Source organism: Maritimibacter harenae (assembly GCF_009882975.1).
Lineage (GTDB): Bacteria > Pseudomonadota > Alphaproteobacteria > Rhodobacterales > Rhodobacteraceae > Maritimibacter > Maritimibacter harenae.
In genome coordinates, this window is the sequence record NZ_WTUX01000019.1 from 230,362 (window position 1) to 254,776 (window position 24,415).

Annotated in this window: 21 protein-coding genes; 12 read left to right on the plus strand and 9 right to left on the minus strand. The window is 68.6% G+C overall.

Translation table 11 applies throughout. The features are described 5' to 3' along the window. Positions 1 to 7: 7 nt before the first annotated feature. Genes GQE99_RS15885 through GQE99_RS15935 form a run of 11 tightly spaced genes read left to right on the plus strand, consistent with a single transcriptional unit; the run spans position 8 to position 14,335 of the window. The gene (locus tag GQE99_RS15885) at positions 8 to 1,474 is read left to right on the plus strand and encodes a glycosyltransferase (protein ID WP_161352617.1); all 1,467 of its coding nucleotides are present in this window, start codon (positions 8 to 10) and stop codon (positions 1,472 to 1,474) included. Positions 1,475 to 1,495: 21 nt separating this feature from the next. Beyond that, the gene (locus GQE99_RS15890) at positions 1,496 to 2,593 is read left to right on the plus strand and encodes a hypothetical protein (protein ID WP_161352618.1); all 1,098 of its coding nucleotides are present in this window, start codon (positions 1,496 to 1,498) and stop codon (positions 2,591 to 2,593) included. Between the two features lie 17 nt (positions 2,594 to 2,610). Next, complete coding sequence (locus GQE99_RS15895; RefSeq protein WP_161352619.1) at positions 2,611 to 4,017, plus strand: mannose-1-phosphate guanylyltransferase; 1,407 nt, start codon at positions 2,611 to 2,613, stop codon at positions 4,015 to 4,017. Further along, complete coding sequence (locus GQE99_RS15900) at positions 4,004 to 5,377, plus strand: right-handed parallel beta-helix repeat-containing protein (protein WP_161352620.1); 1,374 nt, start codon at positions 4,004 to 4,006, stop codon at positions 5,375 to 5,377. The genes GQE99_RS15895 and GQE99_RS15900 overlap by 14 nt, the downstream gene beginning before the upstream one ends. Beyond that, positions 5,377 to 6,798: an MBOAT family O-acyltransferase gene (locus GQE99_RS15905; protein WP_161352621.1), complete on the plus strand. Its 1,422-nt coding sequence runs from the start codon at positions 5,377 to 5,379 to the stop codon at positions 6,796 to 6,798. Before GQE99_RS15900 ends, GQE99_RS15905 begins: the two co-directional genes overlap by 1 nt. Positions 6,799 to 6,805: 7 nt before the next feature. After that, positions 6,806 to 7,879: an alginate O-acetyltransferase AlgX-related protein gene (locus GQE99_RS15910; RefSeq protein ID WP_161352622.1), complete on the plus strand. Its 1,074-nt coding sequence runs from the start codon at positions 6,806 to 6,808 to the stop codon at positions 7,877 to 7,879. After that, on the plus strand, positions 7,872 to 8,627 hold the full coding sequence (locus tag GQE99_RS15915; RefSeq protein ID WP_161352623.1) for an SEL1-like repeat protein: 756 nt from the start codon (positions 7,872 to 7,874) through the stop codon (positions 8,625 to 8,627). The genes GQE99_RS15910 and GQE99_RS15915 overlap by 8 nt, the downstream gene beginning before the upstream one ends. Next, positions 8,624 to 9,928, plus strand: coding sequence for an alginate O-acetyltransferase AlgX-related protein (locus tag GQE99_RS15920; protein ID WP_161352624.1), 1,305 nt, complete (start codon positions 8,624 to 8,626; stop codon positions 9,926 to 9,928). Before GQE99_RS15915 ends, GQE99_RS15920 begins: the two co-directional genes overlap by 4 nt. After that, entirely contained in the window at positions 9,925 to 10,542 is a 618-nt protein-coding gene (locus tag GQE99_RS15925) for an alginate O-acetyltransferase AlgF (RefSeq protein ID WP_161352625.1), read from the plus strand. The genes GQE99_RS15920 and GQE99_RS15925 overlap by 4 nt, the downstream gene beginning before the upstream one ends. Positions 10,543 to 10,568: 26 nt before the next feature. Continuing rightward, the gene (locus GQE99_RS15930) at positions 10,569 to 13,301 is read left to right on the plus strand and encodes an SEL1-like repeat protein (RefSeq protein WP_161352626.1); all 2,733 of its coding nucleotides are present in this window, start codon (positions 10,569 to 10,571) and stop codon (positions 13,299 to 13,301) included. Beyond that, positions 13,298 to 14,335 carry an alginate lyase family protein gene (locus GQE99_RS15935; protein WP_161352627.1) on the plus strand — a complete coding sequence of 346 codons (1,038 nt, stop codon included), beginning with the start codon at positions 13,298 to 13,300 and terminating at the stop codon, positions 14,333 to 14,335. Before GQE99_RS15930 ends, GQE99_RS15935 begins: the two co-directional genes overlap by 4 nt. A 45-nt stretch (positions 14,336 to 14,380) precedes the next feature. Here the strand turns inward: GQE99_RS15935 and GQE99_RS15940 are convergent, their stop codons facing one another. The 6 genes from GQE99_RS15940 to GQE99_RS15965 all read right to left on the minus strand — a co-directional run bounded on the left by GQE99_RS15940 (position 14,381) and on the right by GQE99_RS15965 (position 20,441). Then, entirely contained in the window at positions 14,381 to 15,256 is an 876-nt protein-coding gene (locus GQE99_RS15940) for a formate/nitrite transporter family protein (RefSeq protein WP_161352628.1), read from the minus strand. A 51-nt stretch (positions 15,257 to 15,307) separates the two neighbouring features. Continuing rightward, positions 15,308 to 15,724 (minus strand): sugar dehydrogenase complex small subunit, encoded by a 417-nt coding sequence (locus GQE99_RS15945; RefSeq protein ID WP_161352629.1) that lies wholly within the window; start codon positions 15,722 to 15,724, stop codon positions 15,308 to 15,310. Beyond that, a complete protein-coding gene (locus GQE99_RS15950) occupies positions 15,717 to 16,319 on the minus strand; it encodes a c-type cytochrome (RefSeq protein WP_161352630.1) in 603 nt (200 codons plus the stop codon). Before GQE99_RS15950 ends, GQE99_RS15945 begins: the two co-directional genes overlap by 8 nt. Continuing rightward, positions 16,316 to 17,935, minus strand: a complete 1,620-nt coding sequence (locus tag GQE99_RS15955) for a GMC family oxidoreductase (RefSeq protein ID WP_161352631.1) — start codon at positions 17,933 to 17,935, stop codon at positions 16,316 to 16,318. Before GQE99_RS15955 ends, GQE99_RS15950 begins: the two co-directional genes overlap by 4 nt. A gap of 74 nt (positions 17,936 to 18,009) precedes the next feature. Beyond that, positions 18,010 to 18,744 carry a phosphatase PAP2 family protein gene (locus GQE99_RS15960; RefSeq protein ID WP_161352632.1) on the minus strand — a complete coding sequence of 245 codons (735 nt, stop codon included), beginning with the start codon at positions 18,742 to 18,744 and terminating at the stop codon, positions 18,010 to 18,012. A gap of 26 nt (positions 18,745 to 18,770) precedes the next feature. Beyond that, positions 18,771 to 20,441, minus strand: coding sequence for a mechanosensitive ion channel family protein (locus GQE99_RS15965; protein WP_161352633.1), 1,671 nt, complete (start codon positions 20,439 to 20,441; stop codon positions 18,771 to 18,773). 189 nt (positions 20,442 to 20,630) lie between these two features. Between GQE99_RS15965 and GQE99_RS15970 the strand changes: the two genes are divergently transcribed. Then, on the plus strand, positions 20,631 to 21,485 hold the full coding sequence (locus tag GQE99_RS15970; RefSeq protein WP_161352634.1) for an SDR family oxidoreductase: 855 nt from the start codon (positions 20,631 to 20,633) through the stop codon (positions 21,483 to 21,485). A 42-nt stretch (positions 21,486 to 21,527) separates the two neighbouring features. Here the strand turns inward: GQE99_RS15970 and GQE99_RS15975 are convergent, their stop codons facing one another. From GQE99_RS15975 to GQE99_RS15985, 3 genes are read right to left on the minus strand one after another with little or no spacing between them, the layout of a single operon-like run. After that, positions 21,528 to 22,325 (minus strand): SDR family NAD(P)-dependent oxidoreductase, encoded by a 798-nt coding sequence (locus tag GQE99_RS15975; RefSeq protein ID WP_161352635.1) that lies wholly within the window; start codon positions 22,323 to 22,325, stop codon positions 21,528 to 21,530. Further along, the gene (locus GQE99_RS15980; RefSeq protein WP_161352636.1) at positions 22,310 to 23,323 is read right to left on the minus strand and encodes a Gfo/Idh/MocA family protein; all 1,014 of its coding nucleotides are present in this window, start codon (positions 23,321 to 23,323) and stop codon (positions 22,310 to 22,312) included. The genes GQE99_RS15975 and GQE99_RS15980 overlap by 16 nt, the downstream gene beginning before the upstream one ends. Further along, the gene (locus GQE99_RS15985; protein WP_161352637.1) at positions 23,320 to 24,414 is read right to left on the minus strand and encodes a mechanosensitive ion channel family protein; all 1,095 of its coding nucleotides are present in this window, start codon (positions 24,412 to 24,414) and stop codon (positions 23,320 to 23,322) included. The genes GQE99_RS15980 and GQE99_RS15985 overlap by 4 nt, the downstream gene beginning before the upstream one ends. Between the last annotated feature and the right edge of the window lies 1 nt (position 24,415).

The following is a 24,415-nucleotide window of genomic DNA, read 5'->3' on the forward strand; positions in this document are numbered from 1 at the left end:
CCCCACGATGCTCGGTCACCTGTTATACATCGCGGCCTGCGCCGCCATTGCCCTGTCCGTCTACGACGGCAACTTCACGGGGGCCGAAGGCGCGATCCTGACGCTCGGCGTGATCGGGACGTGGCGCTACGGCTGGGGGCTGGTGAATTTCACCCGCGCGCTGTTCTATATCCACGCGCGCTACCCCCGCCAGAAGCGCGCGGCCCAGGCGGCCTACGACCGCCGGGCCGTGCCCGCGCACGGCTATTTCATGGTGACCTCCTACAAGATCGAGCCGGCCGTCACGCGGCGGGTCTACCAGTCCATCTTCGACGCGGCCGCCGCGTCCGAGGGCGGGGCGACCATCGTCGCCTCCGTCGTGGACGGGGCGGACCTGCGCCTGATCCGGGACCTGTACGCGGCGAACGAACCGCGCATGCCCGGGGTGAAGCTGGTGATCGACCAGATCCCCGGCTCGGGCAAGCGCGACGCCATTGCACGCTCCCTGCGCCTTCTGCAGCGTGAGGCCCCGACGCCGCGCGACGTGCTGGTATTCGTCGATGGCGACAGCTGCGTGCCGGTCGACATCGTGGCCCGCTCCGCCCCGTTCTTCACCGACCCGAAGGTCGGCGCGCTGACCACCGACGAACGCGTCGAGATTCCGGATGACCCGACGTTCCGCGAATGGTTCCACCTGCGCTTTCAGCAGCGCCAGATGATGATGTCCTCGATGGCGCTGGGCGGGCGCGTGCTGACGCTCACCGGGCGGATGTCCGTATTCCGCGCCGATCTTGCCACCGATCCCAGCTTCGTGCGGCAGGTGCAGGCCGACCAGATCGACCATTGGCGGCTCGGCAATATCCGGTTCCTCACCGGCGACGACAAGTCGACGTGGTTCTGGCTCCTGAGCCGCGGCTACCGGATGACCTACCTGCCGGACGTCCATTCCCTGAGCATGGAGAGTCAGCCCAAACCCGGGTTCTTCGAAAGCGCGATCGCGCTCATGAAACGGTGGTTCGGCAACATGCTGCGCACGAACGGCCGGGCGCTGGCGCTGGGGCCGTCGCGCATCGGGGCCTTCACCTGGTGGTCGATCCTCGATCAGCGCGTGTCGATCTTCACGACGCTCCTGGGCCCCATCGCGGTGCTCATCACGGCCATCTTCGCGACGCCGCTGGTGCTGCCCGCCTACCTCGCCTGGGTGATGTTCACGCGCTACGTCTACTGCGCCGCGCTGTCGCTCTTCCGGCCCGGTTTCTTCCCGATCAGCTATCCGTTCCTGCTCTATTTCGGCCAGATCGCCGGGGCATCGGTGAAGAGCTACGCGCTTTTCCGCCTCGACCGCCAGAAATGGACCCGCCAGGGCGGATCGGCCGGCCGGACCCGGCTGCCCGTCGGTGCGCGGCTGCGCAATGCCTCCTCCACCGCGATGCAGGTGCTGGCGTTCGGTTGGCTCGCACTTGCCGCAACGTTCCTCACCGGACTCCTCAGATAACACTGGAAAGGGAAACCCGAGATGACCTCTCCCACCGATCCGTATCACGGCGGCCAGGATCAGCCCGCCCCGCACCGCCAGGGCAACGAATACCCGCTGCTCGACATCCCGTTCAGCGCGGTGATCGACGGTCGCCGCTATTCCGGTGATGGCATCTCGCTGGTCGAGGCCGAGGTCTCGGGCCTCGTCGACCCGGCGATGGACGGCACCGAGCGCGTCGTGCAGCTGGTCTTCGAGTTCCCCGGGTTCCAGATCGTGCTCGCGGCCGCCGCCCGCATCTCGCGCAACCGCGACAACGGGTTCGAACTGGTGTTCACCCAGCCCACCGGGGATCACTACGCACAGCTGCGCCAGATCCTGAACGACTACATTTCCGGCGACATCACCTCCTCCGGTGCGCTGATCCGCAGCGCGGACCTGAACCGGGGCAGCGGCGCCCGCCATCCGGCCGATGCGCGCCCGGGCTTCGGCGCCCGGCTGCGCCGTCTGTTCGGCACGCTGGTGATCCTGCTCCTCGCCGCGATCCTGGTGGCGACGGCGGCCTACCTGGTCGACCGGCGCGTCTTCACAACGCAGATCACGACGCCCGCGCGGGTGGTCCCGGCGGGCCAGACCCTGCGCGCCACGGCGGACGGGCAGATCTCCTTCGTCGATCTCGAGGCGGCCGAGGGCGACGTGCTCTACGCCATCGACACGTCGGACGGCGAGACCCTGACCATCGCGATGCCGTGCGACTGCACGGCCCGCCCGATCAACGCGACGCAGGGCGATACCGTCCTCTCCGGTGACGCGGTCGTCGCCGTCTCTGCGGGGGATGCGGGCCTCGTCATGGAGGCCGAGATTCCGCGCGCCATGATCTACGAGATCGAGCGCGCCGGCGGCGTCACCGCCGAGCTGTCGGACGGGACGACGTTCACCGCCTCGCTCGCCGAGGGCGTGCACATTCCGTCGGGCGGTGCCCCGGACGACTACGCCACCCTGACTTTCGTGCCCGACGCCGCGCTTCCCGAAGGCAGCGCCGGGCGCGTCGCGCGCCTGTCTGTCTCCCACGACCCCTTCGCCCCGGCCCTGCGCCGCGTCGAAGACGGCGTCGCGCAACTCGACTCCCTGTTCAATTGATCAAGAAAGCCACTCCCATGACCCATAAAAACATCGTCCCCGTCATCCTCTCCGGCGGGATGGGCACGCGGCTCTGGCCGCTGTCCCGTGTCCGCCAGCCGAAGCAGTTCCAGCCGATCAACGGTGACGGCAGCCGCAGCTTCCTGCAGGAAACGGTCCTGCGTCACCGCGCCGAGGGCTTTTCCACGCCGCTCATCGTGGCGAGCGCGTCGGAGCGCGAGATCCTGTTCGATCAACTGGCCGACATCGGCAGCCGCGCCGATTTCATCGGGGAGCCCGTGGGCCGCAACACCGGTCCCGCCGTGCTCGCCGCCGCGCTGACGCTCGCCAGGAGCGATCCCGGCGCGCTGGTGCTGGTGCTCCCCTCCGATCACATCATCGACGGCGACCTCAACGGCGTCGTGCGCGAGATGGCCCCGGCGGCCGAGGAAGGGCACATCGTGCTCTTCGGTATCGTGCCGCGCCATCCCGAGACCGGCTTCGGCTACATCTCGGCCGGGGCCCCCGTCGAGGGGCACGAGGCGCTGCACGAGGTGCACAGCTTCATCGAGAAACCCGAGCTGGACGAGGCCACGCGGCTGGTAGAAGAGGGCCAAACGTTCTGGGCGTCCGGCATCTCGATGATGCGCGCCGATGTGCTGATCGAGGAATTCGCCCGGCTCGAGCCCGACACGCTGGCCGCCGTCGAGACGGCGCTCGACCAATGCGAAGAGACCGACTGGGGGCCGCTTCTGGCCGAAGGACCGTTCTCGGACGCGCGCGACGAACCCACCGAACGTCTGATCTTCGAACACAGCTCGCGCGTGACCGTGCGCCCGGCCGATGTCGAATGGAGCGACGTCGGCGCCTGGCCCGCGATCCATTCGATGGGCGAGAAGACCGGCGACGGCAACGTCGAGAGCGGGACCGTGGTCACGCTCGACACCCATGACAGCCTGATCCGCGCGGGCGAGAAGCTCGTCGCCGTGGTCGGCATGGAAGGAGTGATCGTGGTGGACACGCCCGATGCGCTTCTCGTCACCAACCACGAGAACGCGCAGATGGTGAAAGAGGCGGTGAGCGAGCTCAAGCGCAATCACCGCGCCGAGGTGTTCACGCATGCCTCCCTGCCGCCGCGCGTCGCGAGCGCCGCGGTGCGCGAGGAAACGCTGGCCAAGGGCGAGAGCATGATCGTCTCGGCGGGCTCCGAGGGTGGCGTCGTTCTGACCATCGCCGGCGGCGAGGGCCAGGTCACCAACGGCACCGGCCCCCGGCGCCACGGCACCGGCGAACACCTGGCGGTGGACCCCGAGCACAGCGCCCGCGTCCACAACACCAGCGACAAGCCCCTGACCGTCGTCGCCGTCGACCTGGCCGGCGATCTCGACGGGCGCGGCGGCGGCGCGACCTATGAGTTCCAGAAAGGCCCCCATGCTGTTGCGTAACCTCAGACGGCTGGCGATCTGCTTCGCGCTGCTCGCAGGCGCTCCGCTCTGGGCGCAGCAGACCGCGGACGGCATCTCCGTGTCCCGGTCCTCGCTTCGCCTGGCGCTCATGCAACTCGCGACGAGCGTCAACGCGGACGTGACCGACCTGGTCGAGTCCGGTCCCGGCGAAGCGCTCTACCTGCAATCCGGGCAGGCGACCCTTGCCGAGCTGGCCGACGCCGCGGCGGACCGCGAGTTGGGCGATGCGCTGACGCGTGACGGCGACAGCTTTCGCCTGACGCAGCCGCTCGTCGTGCTGCCCGGTGCGCAGCTCGACATATCGGGCGGGCCGACGCTCGCGCTCGACCGTGCGCGCGGGGCCTTCGTCGTGGCGCTGGGCCGCATCACCGTGGAGGACGCGACGTTGCGCGCCGAGGGCGCCCAATATGACGGCATTCCCGGATTCCGGCCCTTCTTCGCCGGCGTCGGGCAGAGCAGCCTGTCGATCACGAACAGCACGCTGGCGGGTCTGGGCTATGGCGGTTCCGAATTCACCGGCGGCGTCTTCGTCGGCGCGCAGGGGCTTTTGGGCAAGGGCTCGGCCAAGCCCCTGACGGGCAACGCGTTCACCGACCTGCGGTCCGTCACGCTGAGCCGGCTCGACGACGTGGTCGTCTCCGACAACATGTTCGAGGCGTTTCGTGGCACCGCGCTGAAGATCGTGGACGGCTCCGACGCCCAGCTCACCGGCAACGTCTTCTCCGCGACCCGGGGGGCGCACGCGCTCCATGTCTCGGGCCTGCGCGGAGGCGAAGTGACCGCCAACACGTTCGACGCCGGGGGCGGCAAGGCCCTGCGGCTCGACGACAGTTCCGAGCGGGTCACGCTTGCGGACAACGCCATGACCGGCTTCGAGGGCACCGCGCTCACCGTGGCCGAGGGGGCGGGGTGCGTGCGGATCACGCGAAATTCCGTGGAAGACAACATCGGTGGCGGGATCGCGCTCGACATGGCCGGGACGGTCATCCTCGACGACAACACGATCGCGCGCAATCGCGGCGCGGGCCTCGCGATCCGGGGGCAGGCGCCCGACAGCACGGCGCTTGTCCTGTCGAACGTGTTCGCCGGCAACCGCATGGGTGTGCGCGGCACCGACCTCGCCACCGTGCGGCTCGCGCGCAATGACCTTTCCGACCAGATGCCGCGCCTCCTGGCGGGTGATCTCGACCAGGTGACACCCACCTATCTCGAAGCCGCCCGGGGCGGCACGCGCCCGGACATCGTGGTTGACCGCGTGTCGGCCCGCGTGTCCGAGAGCCTGCGCAAGGATGCCGCCGCGCGCGCCTTCGCGTCCTGCGGCGAAGGGGAGGCACTCTGATGGTCTTTTCCTCCGAAACCTTCCTCTTCCTGTTCCTGCCGGGCTTCATGGCGCTCTACTACCTGACCCCGTGGCGCTTCAAATCCGTCACGCTGCTGGCAGGCTCCTATGCCTTCTATGCCTGGTGGCGCGTGGACTTCCTGGCGCTCCTGATCGGCACGACCATCTGGACCTATGTCCTCGGCCGCCGGATTCGCCATGCCCCGGCGCGCGAGAGCGCGAAACGCTGGATGGCGGTCGGCGTCATCGGCTGCCTGGGCGTGCTGGGGGTGTTCAAGTATTTCAACTTCTTCGTCGGAAGCTTCGCGGAACTCGTCGGCACGACGCCCGAGGCGATGGGCATCCACTGGCAGATCCTGCTGCCCATCGGCATCTCGTTCTACGTCTTCCAGTCGGTCAGCTACCTGATCGACACCTACCGCGGCGACGCGCCCGAGGACGTGCGGCTGGTCGACTTCGCGGCTTTCATCGCGCTCTTCCCGCAGCTCATCGCGGGGCCGATCCTGCGCTACAAGGACCTGGCGGGGCAGTTCCAGCACCGCACCCATTCGATGGAGAAGTTCACCAACGGGCTCTTCCGGTTCTTCATCGGGCTCGCCAAGAAGGTGCTTCTGGCCGATGCCGTCGCCCCCCTGGCCGACCTTGCCTTCGCGAGCTCCGATCCGTCGCTCACGCTCGCCTGGCTGGGCGCGGTGGCCTACATGGTGCAGCTCTACTTCGATTTCTCGGGGTATTCCGACATGGCGATCGGGCTGGGCCAGATGCTGGGCTTCCGGTTCATCGAGAACTTCGACACGCCCTACATCTCCCGCTCGATCACCGAGTTCTGGAAGCGCTGGCACATCTCGCTGTCGGTCTGGCTGCGCGACTATCTCTACATCCCGCTGGGCGGCAATCGCCGCGGTTCGCGCCGGACCTACGTCAACCTGATGACCGTCATGGTGTTGGGCGGCCTGTGGCATGGCGCGGCCTGGACCTTCGTGGTCTGGGGCGCCTGGCATGGCGGCTGGATGGCGCTGGAGCGTGCGACCGGCCTCGACCGTTCGCGCAGCCCGGCGGCGCTGATCCGTACGCTGATCCTCGTCCTGCTGGGCTGGGTGGTCTTCCGCGCGCCGGACCTGGGGCAGGCGGTGGCCGTCTACGGCGGCATGCTGGGCCTCAACGGCACGGCGATGGCCCCGGACGCGGCGCTCGCGCTGACCGGCGAAAGCATCGCCTTCCTCGCGATCGCCTTCGCCGTGGTGGTGGCCGAACCCTGGCTCATGCGGCTCACGCGCACCCGGCTCATGCCCGCCGCGGGCGCGCCGCTGGGCGTGATGACGGCGGTGGTGCCGACGGTGCTCGTCGGGGCCGTGGCCGCGCTCACGCTGCTCAAGCTCGCCGAGCAGAGCTTTTCACCCTTCCTCTACTTCCAGTTCTGAGGCGCCGATGCAGACCCTACTTTACATGCTGAGATACGCGCTTCCGGTCCTCTTCATGGGCTACGCGATCTTCGTGAACGTGGACATCTTCACCGAGGATCCGCTCTGGGACGAGGTGGATGGCGACATCATCTCCGGCGAAGCGGCGAGCGAGGTGGCCGGGCTCTACAGCGCCGCGCTGCCGCACCGCGACACGGCGGTCTCCTTCATCGGGGCCGGACGCTACCTGCTGCTGAACGAGGGGCGCGAGGGCGTGACCCCGGGCACGCAGGCCTGGCTGTTCAGCGACGAGGAGATGAGCCCCGCCGGCGAACCGACGCTCGCCGCCGCGGTGGACCAGATCGCCGCGGTGTCCGAAGCGCTCGCGGAGCAGGACACGCGGCTCGTCGTGGTGCCGATCCCGGCCAAGGCCGACATCTACCGCGACAAGGCGCCCGAGGGCGCGGGCGCGGCGATGGAGGCGCAGTACCGCAGGTTCCGTGCGGCGCTTGCCGACAGCGGCGTTCCCGCGGTCGACACGCGCCCGGCGCTGGCCGAAGGGCGCGACGCCTCGCCCATGTACCTGACCACCGACACCCACTGGACGCCGCGTGGCGCGGCGCGGGTGGCCGAGAGGATCGCGGCCTCCGACCATGTCGAGACCGGCGACACCGAGTTCATCCGCCGCAAGCGCGACCCGGAGGAATTCGTGGGCGACCTCGTCTCCTTCGTGACGTCCGAAAGCCTGGCGCCGCGCCTGGGTCTCGGCCCCGAACGCGTCACGCCTTACGTGGCCGAGAAGGCCGGCACGGCCGAGGAGGGCATTTTCGCCGGCGACGGGGGCGGGGAGCCCGACCTCGTTTTGGTCGGCACGTCCTACAGCGCGAACAAGAGCTGGAGCTTCGCCCCGGCGCTCAAGCTCGCGCTCGGACGCGACGTTCTCAACCTCGCGCTCGAGGGGCGCGGCCCCCTGGTCCCGATGCTCGATTACCTCGAGGACCCCGCACGCAACGCGGCCGACGTGGACACGGTGCTCTGGGAATACCCGGTGCGCTACCTCGGCCAGCCCGAAATGACCGTCGAGGAGGAAATCCATGGTTAACCTCGCACTCACCCTCCCGCTTGTCCTGTCCATCGCGACCCCGGACGGGCTCCACGTGGACACGCCGGAGCCGGAACCGCGCGTCACGCGCGTGCAGGCGATCGACAACCGCGTGACCGAAACGCGCGACCTGCCGACGCAGGAGTTGCGCGACATCCGCCGCCGTATGCTGGCCGAGCAATACGTCTCGTTCGAAGAGATGCGGCGCCTCGCGGATGCGGGCGACGGGAACGCGGCGTTTCAATACGGCGAACGGCTGCTCGAACTGGGGGACCCGGACGTGCGGTCGGCCGCGGCGCTCTACTTCGCGTCGTCGGCGCTGACGGGCCGCGAATACGCCGTCTACGAACTGGTCAAACTGCTGCGCGACCCGGACGTGCCGTTCTCCGAAGGCCGGCTCGACCACCTCGAGAACGCGATGCGCAACCTGGCCCTTCAAGGCAGCGAACGCGCCGTCGATGCACTGGCGGACTTCTACGCCAGCGGCGAGCCCTTCGGGCGTAAACCGCAAGAGGTGCGGCGCATCCTCATGGAGCGTGCCGGCAGCGGTGACCCGGAAGCCGCCATGAACCTCGTCGAGGCCATGATGTCGGGCGAGGCGGAGCGCGACCCAGAGACGCTGCGCGCCCTGCTCAAGACCGCGCGTGACGAGGGCGATCTCGGCACCAGTGCCGCCGCCCGCACGCTGCTCGCCCAGCTCGAGATCGATGCCCGGGCAACCGATACCGGAAAGGAGAGCCCCCAATGAAACGCCTCGCTCCGCTCGCGGCCGGCGCCGTCGTCGCGCTCGCCGCGGGACCGCTCGTCGCCGCGCCGTCGAACTTCGGTTGCGGCAACCTGGATGAAGCCTCGCCCCAGATGGTCGAGGGCAAGGACGGCACGTTCTTCCGCCTCACGCTCGACTTCCGCATGAACCAGCCGCTGTCCGACGACGCGGCCGGTATGATCGGCAAGATCGCCGCGGCGCTGCGCGAGAAGGGGACCGAGCTGATCTACGTGCCGGTCCCGACGAAAAGCCTCGCCATGCCGGACCGGGTGCCCGAAAGCGTGGGCTCCTACGGTTTCGACATGGAGATCGCCGAGGTCGCCTATGACGCCTTCCTCACGAAGATGGCCGATGCGGGCGTCACGGTGATCGACACGACGCGCGCGATGCGCGGTGCCGAGGGCGCGCCGTTCCTTCGCACCGATTTCCACTGGACCCCGGAGGGCGCGCAATCGGTGGCCCGCGCGGTGCGTGACACGATCGCGGAACTGCCGGCCTATGATGACCTCGAGAAGGGAGAGTACGAAACCCGCGCGACGGACCCGGTGACGATCGATTCACGGCCCCGCGACATCATCCAGGAATACTGCCGCGAAACCGTGCCCGCCGCCCAGGTGAAGGGGTTCGAGACCACGCAGACCAGCGCACCGGATGCCGGTGGGGACATCTTCGCGTCCGAGTCCTCGGGTCCGCCAATCGCTCTGGCCGGGACTTCGATGTCCGCCGAGGAAAGCTTCCACTTCGAAGGCTTCCTGTCGCAGGAAAGCGGCCTCGCCGTCGCCAACTACTCCAAGACCGGCGGCAACCAGTTCGGCGGCATCACGTCCTACCTGCTGTCGGAGGATTTCCAGGAGAATCCGCCGGCCGTCCTGATCTGGGAAAACCCGATCTACAACAACCTGGGCGAATTCGGCGACATGCCCCTGCGCGAACTCTACGCGCCGGTCGCGGCCGATTGCACGCCGCTCGACACCGAAGTGCCGAGTTCGACCGAACTTTCCGCGAAGCTGCCCGACGGCCTGCTCACGCGCGAGAGCTTCGTGAAGGTCGACACCGGGTCGCCCAACGGGCGCGAAGCCGTCATCCACCTGTCGACGGCCGACGGCGTGACCGCGCGCACCCCGATCCATCGCCCGGTGCGCTACGCGCCCACGCGCTGGTTCTACCAATACGCCGCGCCTGCCTGGCGCCCAGATTTCACCCGGGTCGACGTGTCGCTGGATCGTCCGGCGACGGAAAACGCGACCCTTTCCATCTGCAAAACGGAGGATACGTCCACATGAAACGCTTCAGCATTCTGCTTCTCGGCACCTGCATCGCCGCCACCCCGGCCCTGTCGCAGGACGACGGCCTTTACCCCGAGCCGAGCTCGCCCGACGCCTCGTTCCTGCGCGTCCTCGACGCCGAGGCCGGCAGCGCGATGATCGACGGCACCAACGTCGAGACGAACGACGCGGGCTTCACCCCCTATGTCGAAGTCGCGCCGGGCACCGTCGATCTCGATATCGGCGAAACCGACACCGAGTTCGAGGTCGGGGCCAACACCCATTACACCGTGATCTCGGACGAGGGCGAGCCGGTCCTGATCGAGGACGCCGTCGAGGATTCTCCCGCGCAGGCGGACCTCCTGGTCTACAACCTGGGCGATCTCGAAGCCTACGACGTCTACGCGGTCGAGGCCGAGACGGCGGCCCTGTCCGACGTTGCACCCGGCGCGCATGACGGCGTCGCCCTGAAGGCGCCGCTCACGCTCACCTTCGAGCTGCGTCAGGACGGCGAGACGCTCGCCAGTCTCGATCCGATCACGCTCGAACGTGGCACCGGCTCCTCTCTCGTCGTGAAAGGCGACGGGGAAGAGGCGGAGCTGGTCGCCGCGACGAGCACCTATTCCGACTGAACCGCCACCCCCGACCGGAGGCATCCATGATCGCTCCAAGACTGACAGCTCCCATCGCGGCCTGCCTCGCCTTCACGGCGGGCGCACCCGCGCTGGCGGGTCCCATCGACGTGACATTCACGCCGCCAGAAATGACGGCGCAGGACCTGTGCAAGCCGCGTCCCCCGGGCCACGAGGTCCGGGCGCGGTGGCAGGACTGGAAGGGTGATACGCTGGGCGAGCGCTCCGATGCTCTCGTGCGCCGCGACATGCGGCTTCTGCGGGGCATGGATGCCGAGGCCTGGTTCGACACGATCGAGCGGGCCCAGGAGCTTCTGGCGGAGCGGTCGGACTCCTACGGGGAAGCGGATCGGTTGCGCGACCGGCTTTCGTTGCTGACGGAGGCCGGTCGCACCGACCAGATCCGCGAAGAAGGTGTCGGGCAGGCGCTGGTCGACGCGGCCCCAATGGGGTCGGGGTCGGTCAAGACGACCGCGGCCGCGCTCCTCTCCGAGGGGCGCGCGGGTGTCGAGAAGGACGAGGACGCCGCCCTGTCGCTCCTGCGGTCGGCGGCCTACGAGGGCAACCCCAACGCGATCATCGAACTCGCGGCCATGTCCGCCGCGGGCGTCGATGTGCCCGACTGGACCATCGAGCCGGACGTCGCCGTCACGATGGCCTTCGGCGCCAAGATCGGTGATGCGGACCCGCTGGTTTGCGACCGGATCAACCAGATCGCGTCGTCCTATGCCAGCGGCGAGGTGGTCGAAACCGACCACGAGCTTGCCGAACGTTGGTACCGCTTCTCGGCCAGCCTCGGCGACTACAATGCCGCCTGGGAAGTGGCCCAGTACCACATGCGGGCCGAGGTCATCGACAAGGACAACGATGTGCTCATGGACCACCTGCGCCAGGCCGCCGCGGGGCATCTGCCCTACGCCATCACGGAACTGGCCCAGGTCCTGCAACGCGGCGCGCTCGCCGACAGGGACATTGCCAGGGCCAAGGATCTCTACGAGGAGGCCGCAGGTTACGGCGACATGACGGCCTATACGCGCCTCGCTTCCATCGCGCGCGAGGAGAGCGACGGGTCTGCCGAAGACCTTGCGCGGCGGATCGCACGCCTCGGCGAGATCATCGAACAACCCGACCCGCCCGCATGGGCCTTCGCGCGGCTCAGCGATGCGGTGCTCGAGCGCGACGGGCGCTGGGCGGGCGAGGCCCGGGCCCAGGCACTCACGAAGCGCGCGCTCGAGATCGACCCCCAGCAATCGCTGGCGCGTCTGCAGAAGGCGCGCATGGACCTGCGCTACGTCGACACGCCCGAGGCCGTCGCGGCCCTGACCTCGTCGCTGCGCGCGATGGTGCGCGAGAACGGGCACACCGAATTCATGCAGGGGCTTCAGAACATCTATCACTGCCGGGCACCCCAGGCGCCGGAGCCGGACAAGGCGCAGATCTGGTACGAGGCCGAGGCCTTTTCGGGCGACATGACCATCACGTCCGAGGCACTGGCCGCGGAGGGCGGCGGGGCCCCGACCGACACCCTCGTCGTCACGGCCCAGCTCCAGTCGCAGGCCCTGAGCGAACGCAGCCGGTCGCTCGCCAACCTGCTGGAACAATTGGGCGAGGGGGCCGAGGACGGCCTTTCCGACCTGATCGCGATGTCGGCGGAGAACGGCGAGCCCGTGAATGCCGCGCGCGGCCGCGCCGCGATGAGGCAGGGCGATCGTGGTGCGGCCCGGCGCTGGCTGGAACGCGCGGTCGAGGCAGGCGAAGAAGGGGCCCGGGTCGACCTGGCCAAGTTCTACGCCGATCCCGAAACCCGCGACGTGGAGCGCGACCAGATCCTGCGCCTCGCCACCGAGGCAGCCCATACGGGCAACGGGGCGGCGATCGAGCTGCTCCTCGAGGTCGATCCCGCGATGGATGCCTCCACGGCGTGGGAAACCTTCGGGCCGGATATCGAGCGCAACGGGGATGCCCGGGCGCTGATCTTCGCGCTCCCTCATCTCGACGACCCGGAGCGGATCGACGATTACGTCGCTCGCATCGGCGCGGTCATTCCCTGCGACGGCGGGGACGCGGTGCGGATGGTCAATGCCATGACCGCGCTGGACCGCCCCGAAGCGGCGCGCCACTGGCTCGACGTGGCGCGCGTGACCGCCGCTGGCGTCGACTGGGAGATGGTCGCCGTGGGCGATGCGCTGCTCGAGCATGCCGATCTCTACGACGGCGCCGAGGAGGCCGCGCGCGAACTCTACCGCGAGGCCGCCGCGCTCGACTACCCGCTCGCCTACCGAAAGCTTCTTTCGATGCGCAAGGACGGGCAGGCCGACATCCCCGTGTCCGAGGCGACCGAACTCTGGACCGCCTATCTCGGGCAGGCGACGATCGAGGACATCCCCTCGGCGCTCAGGCTCCTGAGCTTCGCCGAGCCCGAACTCAAGGCCGAGGTCGAAGAGCGCGTCGACGTACGCGGACTCTACACGACGGCCGCCGAGAAGGGCAATCCGACCGCCCAGCTCGAACTCGCCAAGATCATCCTGGACGAGCAGGGGCAGGACGGCGCCGAACGCTATGCCGAGCTTCTGACCGCAAGCGCGGAGCAGGGGCAGGACGAGGCGATGATGCTGCTGTCCGAGGCCTATGCCTATGGCATCGGGGTGGAGACCGACACCGAACAGTCACGCCAGTGGCTCGAACGCGCGGCCGAGGCCGGAAACACCACGGCGCGCAGCCGCGTTGACCTCCTGACCAACGAAAGGACGACAGAATGAAACGCGCACCCCTCATGTCCGCCGCCGTCGCCGCGATCGCGCTCGGCGCCGCGGGCGCACAGGCCCAGACGGACCAATCCGGAGGCGAGGCCTGTTTCGCCGTGACCGAACCGGTGGTCTCGCTGTCCTACGGCAGCCGCTACACCGATGACAGCGAGGACCGCTCGGACATCGACGAAGCATCGAATGCCGAAGTGAACGAAGCGCTCGACCCGGTGGATGATTTCATCGTCGAGCTGACCTCCCATGCCAACGCGGCCCTCAAGGGCGATGGTGCCGAGGCCGAAGCCGAGGCGCGCTGCGTCGTCGCCGCGCTCGACACGTGGGCCAAGGCGGACGCGTTGTCCGAATTGGGCAGCATGAATGCCAACCTCTCGGTCCCGTCCCGTATCGGCGGCCTCGCGATGGCCTACTGGCAGGCCAAGCAGGTGGTCGAGCCGGATCCCGACGTGCGCGGGCGGATCGAGGACTGGCTCGTGGCCCGCATGACGCACACGATGAACTGGTTCGACGGGGAAGCGCCGCCGAAGGCCAGCCGGAACAACCTGCGGGCCTGGGCGGGCTTCGCGGCCGTCGCCGCGGGCGAGTCCGCGCAGGATGATCTCCTGCGTTCCTGGGGCGCCTACTCGCTCCTGACCGTCGCCTGCCAGGCAGACGATGCGGGGGCGCTGCCGCTTGAAATGGACCGCGGTCCGCGTGCCATGCACTACCAGCTGCACGCCGTCGCCCCGCTGGTCGTGGGCGCCAAGTTGCTGGACAACGACGGCTACGACCTGTTCGCGCAATGCGACGGGGCGATCAAACGCGTCGCGTCCTTCATCCCCGCGGCCTTCGAAGACGAAACGCTCGTGACCGACCGCGCGGGAGAAGAGCAGACGCTCTTCAACGGCGAGGACGAGGTGAAGAGCTTCGAACTGGCCTGGTCCGTGGCCTACCTGTCGGTGTTCGACGCCCCGGAGATCGAGGCCTTCGTCGAAGAGTTCCGTCCCCTGTCGCATTCCAAGCTGGGCGGCAAGCAGTCGCTGTTGTGGTGACACCCACAGGCCCCGCGTGCCCGCATGCGCGGGCGGCGCGGGGTCTCAGACGTCGTCGCCCTGCTTGACCTCGCGCCGGACCTGGCCCCAGGCCATCAGCGCGAAGACAGCCGTGCCGCCGGTCACGTTGCCGGCCAGCACGGGCAGCATGAACCGGACAAGGCCCTGGCCCAGTTCGGTCTCGCCATGCCAGAACAGCAGCCCGAACTCGACCGTGCCCGCCACGATATGGGCGAAGCCCCCGGCGGCCATGACCCAGGTCAGGGTGAGGATCACGAAGAACGAGTTTCCGTTGGCCGACGGCATGATCCAGACGATGGCCGCAACCAGCACGCCGGCCGGCATCGAACGGATGAAATTGGCCCAGGCATCGCCCTCGACGGCGTGCCGGGAGACCTCGATCAGGCTCTGGTAGAGCCCGGGGGGCACCACCCCCTCAATGGTCAGGAACCCCGAGGCGATCAGCGCCCCGACGATGTTGACGGTCAGCACGATGGCCCACAGGCGGGCCGTACGCCTGAGGCACCACATCGACCGGCGCGATATGACCGGCAGGACGGTCGTGATCGTGTTCTCGGTGAAGAGTTGCATGCGGCCCAGGATCACGATCAGGAAACCCACCGAGTAGCCGAGGCTGTCGACCAGGAGCGCCCAGTCGGCATCCGGAAGCCGGGCGCGAAGCGCGGCCTGCGAGATCACGGAGAGGCTGATGAACATGCCGGCGGCGAGCCCCGACCAGACAAGCGACATGGCGGGGCGGGACAATTCCTCGTCCCCGTCGCGCCGGATGACTTCGTAGATCAGGCGGGCCGACAGGCGCGTGGCCTGCGTGACGGATTCCTCTTCCGCGTCCGCGTGAACGGTTTCCGGTTCATCCTGGCTTTCCCGGATTCCGGGCGGGCGCTCGTCACTCCCGTTCATGGCGTTGCCTTTCGGGGGACGGGGTGTGCATCGGTCGCACGGCGAAGAATGTCAGGCATCGGCAGGCTTCTCCGCCCAGTAACCGGGCAGGCCGCCGCAAAAGCTCGGCACGTTCAGGCTGTCTTCGACACAGGCATACATGAGCGCTTCCGGATAGGCGAAGCGTTCGGGCTCACCCTCCTCGGGGGCATGCATGCCGGTATAGAGCGTCTTGAGCAGGCTCTTCTTCATTTCGTCCGAGGCGTTGCCTTCGATGAGCGCGGTACGATCCGGGTCGGCGAACACCTTCGCAGCGCCCGTGACCAAGGCCGCGGGTATGGCGTCGAAGCCCGACAGGGCGCGGCAGGCCGCCGCGAACTCGACACTGGTCGGAGCCGAGGACTGGGCCAGCGCGGCGCCGGGCAGCAGGGCGGCGGCGGAGGCGCCTGCCAGGAATAGGCGACGGGTGAACATCGGGGTCTCAGTCATCATCGGCCTCCGAAATTTGCCAGGCCGCATAATACCGGGACAGCTCGGCGATCTCGCCGGCGTCCAGCCGTGCCGCGAAGGCGCGCATGCGTCCCATCGGGTCCGAGGTGCGGTTGCCGTCGGCATAGGCCTCGAGCTGCGCGGCGAGGTACCCCTCGGGCTGTCCGTGAAGCCGCGGCGCCGTGCGGGCCCGGTCATCGTCGGGGGAAAGCGAATGGCAGCTCGCGCAGGGCGGAAGTCCGCGGTCCCAGTCGCCATCGGTGACGAGCGCCGGCGTCGCGCCGTCCATCCGGCGCGTGAGGTCGGGAAGCGGCGCGCCGGAATAGAGGCGCGCCATCGCGCCGGTGCCGTCGCCCAGCGCCGTGGCGGTCAATTCCATCTGGCGGTGACGGCGGTCGCCCACCTGGAAGGCCTCGAGCTGACGTTCGAGGTAACGGATCGGCTGGCCGTTCAGGTCGGGGAACGCGGCGCCCGCGACCGGACGATCGGGACCGACCGCGTGGCAGCTCGAGCAGTTGAGCAGGATGTCCGCGGATTGCGCCGGCGCGCTTATCGGCATCGCGGCGAAGGCGAGGAGGGCGAGTGTGCGGATCATGGACGCGCCTCCGATGCGATGTGCTCGCCCAGCCGGAGCGCCAGCGCGGCGATGGTGAGCGTGACATTGACGCTGGAGACCGACGGAAAGGTCGAAGACGAGCTGATCCAGAGATTGGGATGGTCATGCGCCCGGCAATCGGCGTCGACCACGCTGTCGCGCGGGTCGTCGCCCATGATCGTGGCGCCCGTGATGTGGTTGTTGGGCAGCCAATCCTCGCTGTGCTCCACGCTTCCGGGGGCCGCGCCCAGGCTCTGGGCGATGCGTTCGGTCCGTTTGCGCGTGTCCTCGGCGGACCGGGCCACGTATTCGCCGACGTCGTAATGTATCTCGGGGCGCGGCAGGCCCAGGAGGTCGGTCTTGCCCTCGGTCGACGGAAGGATGCGGTTCGCGGGATCGGGAAGCTGTTCGTGGAACGCGGTGATGACCTGGCGCCGCGCCGTGCGGTGGCGTACGGCCTCGCGCAGGGCGTCCCCGGACAGCCCTTCGTCGATGGCCGCCTTCGCGATCCCCTCGACCGGGTTCATGTTGAGGATCATGAGCTTGCGCGCCGCGTATTCGCTGCGGAAATCGCCGTCGCGCAGGTTGGTGATCGCCGAGATCACGTTGGGACCGCGTCCGGGCCACAGGGGCATCTCGCTGTCGAACGTGGAGGAGGTTCCGGGATGGTCCATGAGGTTGCGCCCGACCATGTCCGATGAATTGGCGACACCGTCCGGCGCGTTCTCCTGCGTCGACATGAGTAGGATCTTCGGCCCCTCGATGCCCCCGGAGGCCAGCACGAAGCGGTCGGCTTCGACCCGGATCTCCTCCCGGCTCGGCGTGAGGTAGCGCGCGGCGATGATCTCGCCGTCCTCGCCCACCTCGAGATGGTGAACCACGGCATTTGTGACGAGCTCCGCGCCGGCCGCCTGCGCCTTCTCCACCGCGATGTTGCCGGAATACTGCGCACCGATCGGGCAGATCGGCATGCAGTTGGCATTGCCGCAGCACGGTGGACGGTCGTCGTAGACCTGCTGGTTGTTGCGCGCCTGGGGGGCGCTGATGTGGTCGTAACCCAGCGCCGTGAGCTTTTCGTGGAAGACCTGATCCATGTAGGACAACGGCGCCGCGGGCATCGGGTAGGGGGCCGATCGCGGCGCGTCGAACGGGGCATCCTCGGGTCCGGCGACGCCCATCTCCTCTTCCGCCTGCGCGTACCACGGCTCGATGTCCCAGTAGTCCAGCGGCCAGTCGCGGCCGACGCCGTAGCGCGACTTGAGTTTCATGTCGTTGGGCAGGTAGCGCCACGCCGCCGCCGCCCAGTGCCACGTCGTGCCGCCCACGGCGCGGATGTATTGCTGGGCATACGGGACGGGCCCCTTCTGGATGAGGTAATCGTCGGTGCGCGCGACCTGGGGCTGCGGCGCGTGCGGGACCGGCGGGTAGGGGGACATCATGGTCTGCGGGTCCGAGGCGCGGAACCGGTGGACAAGGTCTTCGCGCTTCACGACGGGCCCGTCGCAGAGGATCGTGACGTTCAGGCCGGCTGCGGCAGCGCGCTGCGCCACCATGCCGCCCGCGACGCCAGCGCCGATGACCAGCAGCTGCGGGCGGTTGGGGAGAGTGTAGACCATGTCCGAATTTCCTTTGCTTCAATCCCAACCAACCCCGCCTGCGATTGTTCCTTGCCGGAAACCGACCGGGCGGCTCACGGATCGTCGGGCGGGTCGCAGTTCTCGGGCTCCACGTGGCCGCGCCGCGCCAGCACCTGCGCCAGGCCGAAACACACCGCCGCCCAGCCCGCGCCGGCGAGCCACCCGGCGAACACGTCGGTCGGCCAGTGGACGCCGAGGTAGACACGGCTGATCCCGACGAGGAGCGCCAGCACGACTGCCGTGGAGAGGATGAAGATCTTGAGCCGGCGCCTGGGCTGCACCCGCGCCACCAGCACCCCGAGCGAGAGATAGGCGACCGCGGCCATCATCGAATGGCCCGAAGGAAAGCTCGCCGTGTGCACGATCGAGCCATGCGGGACCAGCTCGGGCCGGGGGCGGTCGAACAGGGTCTTGGCCACGCTCGACAAGGCGATTCCGCCGCCCACGGCGGCGAGCAGGAACAGGGTCGAACTGATCTTGTGGCGCATCAGGAAGTACGCCGAGACGAGCAGCGTCGACAACGTGAGCACCACCGTGCCGCCAAGGGCGGTCAGGTCGCGCCCCATCTCTTCGAGCCACCCGGGACCGATGGGATCGGAAAGGTCGCCGGGCGTGCGCAGGGCCAGAAGGATGTCGCGGTCGAGCGTGCGGGTTTCGCCCTCGACCACCTCGTCGGCCAACTCCGCGAGACCCCAGAAAATGCAGATGATCCCGGCGAGGTAGAGCAGCCAGCGCAGCTCCACGACCTGCATCGCTGCGGTGAGACGGGAGGATGTGCTGTCGGGCATGCGGTCTCCTTTCCTGCTCGGCGCCTTCAGCCCGCACCGGCGGCACGGGTGCCCGCCCGACGGTCGCCGTCGCCCACGTCCAGCACGCGTTCGCGCGCGATCCATTCCGGATGCTCGTCGCGCACGCAGGCCATGAGCTTCTCGCGCAGGCGGCTCTGCGCGGTCCAACCCGTCGAGGGGTCGGGCATCATGGCGTAGAAGCTGATCTTGAACCCGTCCGGGCTGTGATCGGTGGCATAGACATAGGCGTTCTCGGTGTCGGTGATGTCCGGGTCGTCCTCGAGCATCTTCTGGAACGACCGGCGCAGCAGATCCACGTCCGCGCAGGGGTCGAGCCAGAGGTCGATGACGCGCATCATGCGGGCCTCGGTGACGGACCAGTTCTCGAACGGCTTGGAAATGAAGTAGGTGACCGGCACGACGATGCGCCGCTTGTCCCAGGTCCGCAGCCTCAGGAAGGTGTAGAAGATGGCCTCCACGTAGGACCATTCACCCTCGAAGTAGACGGCGTCCCCGATCCGCACGGGTTTGGCGAAGGCGATCTGGAGCGAAGCGATGATGTTGCCCAGCACCGCCTGGCCCGCGATGCCGAGGATCACGGTGAGCACGCCGGCCGAGGCCAGGAGCGTCATGCCGATGCTGTCGAAAAGGTTGAGCCTTGCGAGCACGATGATCGCGGCGATCCCGACGGTGACGAGCACGATCAGGCGGCGCAGGGCATAGATCGAGGTGTAGAAGTTTCGCTCGTCGAAGCCGCGCTTGTCGTCGATGTCGCCCACGAAGCGCAGCGTGATCTTGTGCAGGATGGCATCGAGGATGCGCAGCGCCGTCATGCCCACGGCCCAGACCATGACGATGGTGAGGGTCGGTTTGACGATGGCCTGGACGGGGCCGGAAAAGGACAGCACCCAGGCCAGGATCGCCTGCGTCGTCCCGGCCATGACCAGAAGCGCGAGCGGCAGGCGGCTGCGGTCCAACCCGTTCCTGAGCCAATTGCGCGGCGCCTTCGTGCTGAGCCAGTGGACCACCTTCTGCACGCCCCACCCGAGCGCCAGGACAATGAGCGCGATGAGCGGCAGCGCCAGCCATTCCCACAGCCACAACCCGGCAAGCTCGCGTTTGAGCACATCGGGGATCGCCCGCTCGTAGCGCCGGGGGCCGAAAGCGTCGTAGAGCGGCGCGATGTTGTCGACCGTCTGCGGGGTGAAGAGCCAGACCGCCGGCCCCTCGGGCGGCTTGTAGCGCGCGAGCCGAAGGTCATAGGCCTTGCCGCCGGTCTGCAGCGTGGCGAGCGGCAGGTTGCGGCGCGGTTCTCCCGCGCGGCTGTTGGAGCCGCCCGCCATCTCGATCATCGCGTCGGGGCGGGCGGGGATCGAAGACCAGTCGATCCAGACCTGCCGCGCCATGATCGAGGCCAGCCTGTTCGCGGCGGCAGGGCCGGAGGCCGCGTGGTTCTCCGGGGCCAGGCGCGCCAGGTTGAGGTAATGGGCCGCCGCGTCGTAATCCCCGCGCTCGGTCGCGTTGATGAAGCCGCGCAGCGTCAGGCGAGGTGTCGAACGGTCGAGGCGGGAGGCGTCGCCTTCCGGCAGACCCGGGTTCAGCGCCTCGGTTTCATACCAGAACCGCGACCCGTCCTGCGCAAACGTCGGGCGCGCGATGGCGGCCGCCACGAGCACGCACAACACCGCCGCGATCATGACCGTCGGCCATGACGCGCCTGTCGACCTTGCCGGGCCGATGGGTCTTGCTGGCGTTTCGTGCTGCACGACATCCCAACCCGCCCCGTGCGGTCCGGGTTCCGGCGAGTGTGCGCTCACCCGGCCCGGCGGGCGGAACGCGGGGCGCGGGGGCACACGTTGGGAAGAAGACCCCCAATGGAGGACCCCATGACAAAACACGCGAAAATCCCGCCGCAGCATCAGGACAGCATGCCGGCCGCCGAACACGAAATGACACCCGCCCCCGATTGGCGCCCGCGCTACCCGGGCAGCGGAAGGCTCGAAGGCAAGGTGGCCCTCGTCACTGGCGGGGACAGCGGCATCGGCCGCGCCGTCGTCGCGCTCTTCGCACGCGAAGGGGCGGACATCGGCATCGTCTACCTGGACGAGGACCGCGATGCCGAAGACACCCGGCGCATCGTCGAGGAAGAGGGGGGCAAATGCCACCTCGTGAAGGCGGATGTCGGCGACCATGACGCGGCCTTCGGCGCCGTGAACGAGATCGCCGAGCATTTCGGGCGCATCGACGTGCTGGTGAACAACGCCGCGCAGCAATTCGTGGATTTCGACCTTCGCGACATCTCCGAAGAGCAGTTGCGCCGGACCTTCGACAGCAACGTGATGGGCTACTTCTTCGTGACCCAGGCCGCGCTCGACCACATGCCCGACGGCGCGGCGATCGTGAACACGGCCAGCGTCAACGCCTTCAAGGGCAACGACAAGCTCGTCGACTATACCGCGACGCGCGGCGCGGTCTCGGCCTTCTCGCGCTCCATCGCCACGCAGCTCCTGGACCGCAAGATCCGGGTGAACGCGGTGGCGCCGGGTCCGATCTGGACACCGTTCATCCCGGGCAGCATGTCCGACGAAATGGTGGAGGATTTCGGGTCCCATGCCCCGATGGGCCGACCCGGGCAACCCTGGGAAGTCGCGACGAGCTACCTGTTTCTTGCCTGCGAGGACGGCAGCTACTTCACCGGCCAGACGCTCCACCCCAACGGTGGCATGATCGTCGGGAGCTGAAACAGGGGGCGGGCAGGGTGCAGCCTTGCCCGCCGGTCCGCCTCACGTCGCGATGGATGCGACCGAGCCGCCATCGACGCGGTAGTTCGCCCCCACCACGAAGCTCGCCTGTTCGGAGCACAGGAAGGCGATCGTGGCGGCGACCTCTTCGGCCTTGCCGCGCCGGTCGAGCGCGATGAAGGGCCGCTCCGTCTCGAGAAAATCGCGCACCGCGTCTTCACGGCTGGTGTCCTCGGCCTTTGCCTTCTTGTCCATCATGCCGTCGGTCATGGGCGTCTCGATGAAGGCGGGCGAGACGCAGTTCACCAGCACGCCGTTCTTCGCGGCCTCGCCGCTCAGCCCCTTGGCGAAATTCAGAAGCCCCGCCTTCGCGACGTTGTAGACCACTTCGTCCGAATAGGGCTGCACGGCGTTTTCCGAACACAGGATCACGACCCGGCCCCAGCCGCGTTTCTCCATCGGTGGGACGAAGGCGCGCAGGGTGCGCACCACGGACATGAAATCGGTCTGCCAGGCCTCCTGCCAGTCCGCTTCGCTCATCTCGAGAGGGTGGCCCTTGGCCCCCGTCACACCCGCCGCGCAGACCACGATGTCGGGCATCGTGAACCGCTCTTCCGTCGTGGCGAACAGGCCCTTGACCTGGTCCGGGTCGCGCAGGTCGGCCTGGAGCGCCTTGGCGCCCCGGCCCAGCTCGTCGGCGGCCCGGCTCACCTCGTCGCCCTTGAGGTCGACGAGGATCACCTGCGCGCCTTCGTCCAGCAGCATTCCGGCGGTGGCCTTGCCGATGCCCGAGGCGCCTCCGGTGATGAGCGCGGTCTTGTTCTTCAGTCCATAGTCCATGTTCCGGGTCCTTTCGGTCTGTCCGTGTCTTGGGGGGCGAGGCGCAGGCCCATTTCATCGAGAAGCGCGTTGATCGAGGCGGCCTCGTCGGGCGGGACGAGCGCCGGGGCGTCGCGCCCCTCGAGGGCGCCCAAGAAGGGCAGGATGCCGGTGCCCGCATCGAGCGGGTCCAGCGCCAGACGCTCGTCCGGCCACTCCGCACCGCGAGGCGTGAGGGTGAGCGCGCCGTCGTGCAGGACGATGGCGCCCGTTTCGCCCACGATGTCGAGTTCGAGCCGCATCCGGCTGTCCGTCCACCCGGCCTCGACCACGCCGGTGGCCCCGGAGCGGAAGCGCAGGACGGCCGTGCCGTGATCGTCCACGGGCCATCCAAGCGCGTTGCCGGTGACGGCGTGGCCCCCGGCGACGGGGCCCAGCATCCACTGCAACGCGTCCAGCGCGTGCACCGCCTCGTCGACGAACCCGCCGTAGCGGGCCAGCGCCGGGTCGGTCATCCAGCCGTCGAGGTCGAGCCAGTCCGCGTAACCGCCGTCATGGGCGAAGCGCATCCGGGCGGACGAGACGGCGCCGACGCGCCCCTGCGCGATCCAGTCGCGGACCGTTTGCAACGCCGGAATCGTGCGGAAGAAATACCCGGTCTGAAGCAAGAGCCCCGCGTCCCGGGCCTGCGCCGCGATGGCGCGCGCGGCGACCCCGCTGCCCGCAAGGGGCTTTTCCGAGAAGATGGGGAGTCCTGCGGAAAGCGCCGCCGGGACGTCCCGGTCATGGTGGGTGGTTTCGCTGCACACGACCGCGCCTGCCACGCCGAGGTCCGCGAGCGCGTCCAGCTTCTCCACCGGCGTGGCGGCAAGATCGGTGCACAGCCGGTCCCGGCGCGCCGGGTCCCGGTCGTGGACATGCGTGACGCGCCAGCCCCGCCGCGCGATCTGGCGGAGGTGGTCGGGCAGGTGGACATGCGCGCCGCCCAGGAGCACCAGATCGCGGTTCGGCGTGCTCATGGCCCATCCCCTGTCGTCATCGCCAGCTCACCGCGCAGGCGCGGCAGCGCCTCGGGGTATGTTTCCTGGAGCCACGCGACGATCTTTTCGCGGATCTCGCAGCGCAGGTCCCAGGCCTGCGGAGAGGTGCGTGCGCTCATCAGCCCGCGCAGCGCGATGGTGTCCTTGTCGGTGTCGGTGACCTGCAGGTTCACCACCTTCCCGTCCCAGTGCGGCGAGTCGCGGATGATCTCCTCGAGCTTGGCGCGCACCTCTTGGACGGGGACGGTGTAGTCGAGATACCAGAACACCGACCCGATGATCGACGCGCTCTCCCGCGTCCAGTTCTGGAACGGCTGTTCGATGAAGTAACTCAGCGGCACGACCATGCGCCGCCAGTCCCAGATGCGCACGACCACGTAGGTCGCGTAGATGTCCTCGATCCAGCCCCATTCGCCGTCGACGATCACCACGTCTTCCAGCCGGATGGGCTGCGTGATGGCGATCTGGATGCCGGCGATGAGGTTGGCCAGAACGGGACGGGCAGCAAGGCCGAGGATCAGGCCGGCGGCACCCGCCGAGGCGAAGAGGCTGACCCCGTATTCCTGCACCGCGTCGAATGTCAGGAGCACCGACGCGGCGGTCACGATCACCAGCAGGATGATCGCGGCGCGGCGCAGCACCCGGACCTGCGTGACGAACTTGCGCGCCGCGAGGTTGTCGTCGGTATCCATCCGGTGCTTGCGGATGGCGCGGTCGCTGAAATGCCGGGTGAGCAGGATGGCGGTCCAGCCGATGAGCACGATCGACAGGATCAGGAACAGGTGGCCGAGCCAGCCCTGCCAGCGGTAGGGCAGGTCGAGGCGCGGCACGACGATGGCGAGCCCCGCCAGCACGAAGGCCAGCCGCGTGGGCCGCCGTGCCCTGCGCACCATCGAGCCCAGCAGACCGCTGTCGGTGCGCGAGAAATGCCGCATCGCCCAGAACAGCGCCGCGTGGAGGACGAGCGACAGGGCCAGCGTCAGGCCAAGCGCGATGACCGGCCCGATCCAGTCGGGCCAGCCAGAGACCGTCGCGTCCACGGTCGCGGTGATGCGCGCGAGCTCTTCCATC

Excerpts from the sequence above, each read along its gene's own strand:
- GQE99_RS15885 (WP_161352617.1), top strand. The coding sequence starts at position 8 with ATGCTCGGTCACCTGTTATACATCGCGGCCTGCGCCGCCATTGCCCTG.
- GQE99_RS15890 (WP_161352618.1), top strand. The coding sequence starts at position 1,496 with ATGACCTCTCCCACCGATCCGTATCACGGCGGCCAGGATCAGCCCGCC.
- GQE99_RS15895 (WP_161352619.1), top strand. The coding sequence starts at position 2,611 with ATGACCCATAAAAACATCGTCCCCGTCATCCTCTCCGGCGGGATGGGC.
- GQE99_RS15900 (WP_161352620.1), top strand. The coding sequence starts at position 4,004 with ATGCTGTTGCGTAACCTCAGACGGCTGGCGATCTGCTTCGCGCTGCTC.
- GQE99_RS15905 (WP_161352621.1), top strand. The coding sequence starts at position 5,377 with ATGGTCTTTTCCTCCGAAACCTTCCTCTTCCTGTTCCTGCCGGGCTTC.
- GQE99_RS15910 (WP_161352622.1), top strand. The coding sequence starts at position 6,806 with ATGCAGACCCTACTTTACATGCTGAGATACGCGCTTCCGGTCCTCTTC.
- GQE99_RS15915 (WP_161352623.1), top strand. The coding sequence starts at position 7,872 with ATGGTTAACCTCGCACTCACCCTCCCGCTTGTCCTGTCCATCGCGACC.
- GQE99_RS15920 (WP_161352624.1), top strand. The coding sequence starts at position 8,624 with ATGAAACGCCTCGCTCCGCTCGCGGCCGGCGCCGTCGTCGCGCTCGCC.
- GQE99_RS15925 (WP_161352625.1), top strand. The coding sequence starts at position 9,925 with ATGAAACGCTTCAGCATTCTGCTTCTCGGCACCTGCATCGCCGCCACC.
- GQE99_RS15930 (WP_161352626.1), top strand. The coding sequence starts at position 10,569 with ATGATCGCTCCAAGACTGACAGCTCCCATCGCGGCCTGCCTCGCCTTC.
- GQE99_RS15935 (WP_161352627.1), top strand. The coding sequence starts at position 13,298 with ATGAAACGCGCACCCCTCATGTCCGCCGCCGTCGCCGCGATCGCGCTC.
- GQE99_RS15940 (WP_161352628.1), bottom strand. The coding sequence starts at position 15,256 with ATGAACGGGAGTGACGAGCGCCCGCCCGGAATCCGGGAAAGCCAGGAT.
- GQE99_RS15945 (WP_161352629.1), bottom strand. The coding sequence starts at position 15,724 with ATGACTGAGACCCCGATGTTCACCCGTCGCCTATTCCTGGCAGGCGCC.
- GQE99_RS15950 (WP_161352630.1), bottom strand. The coding sequence starts at position 16,319 with ATGATCCGCACACTCGCCCTCCTCGCCTTCGCCGCGATGCCGATAAGC.
- GQE99_RS15955 (WP_161352631.1), bottom strand. The coding sequence starts at position 17,935 with ATGGTCTACACTCTCCCCAACCGCCCGCAGCTGCTGGTCATCGGCGCT.
- GQE99_RS15960 (WP_161352632.1), bottom strand. The coding sequence starts at position 18,744 with ATGCCCGACAGCACATCCTCCCGTCTCACCGCAGCGATGCAGGTCGTG.
- GQE99_RS15965 (WP_161352633.1), bottom strand. The coding sequence starts at position 20,441 with ATGATCGCGGCGGTGTTGTGCGTGCTCGTGGCGGCCGCCATCGCGCGC.
- GQE99_RS15970 (WP_161352634.1), top strand. The coding sequence starts at position 20,631 with ATGACAAAACACGCGAAAATCCCGCCGCAGCATCAGGACAGCATGCCG.
- GQE99_RS15975 (WP_161352635.1), bottom strand. The coding sequence starts at position 22,325 with ATGGACTATGGACTGAAGAACAAGACCGCGCTCATCACCGGAGGCGCC.
- GQE99_RS15980 (WP_161352636.1), bottom strand. The coding sequence starts at position 23,323 with ATGAGCACGCCGAACCGCGATCTGGTGCTCCTGGGCGGCGCGCATGTC.
- GQE99_RS15985 (WP_161352637.1), bottom strand. The coding sequence starts at position 24,414 with ATGGAAGAGCTCGCGCGCATCACCGCGACCGTGGACGCGACGGTCTCT.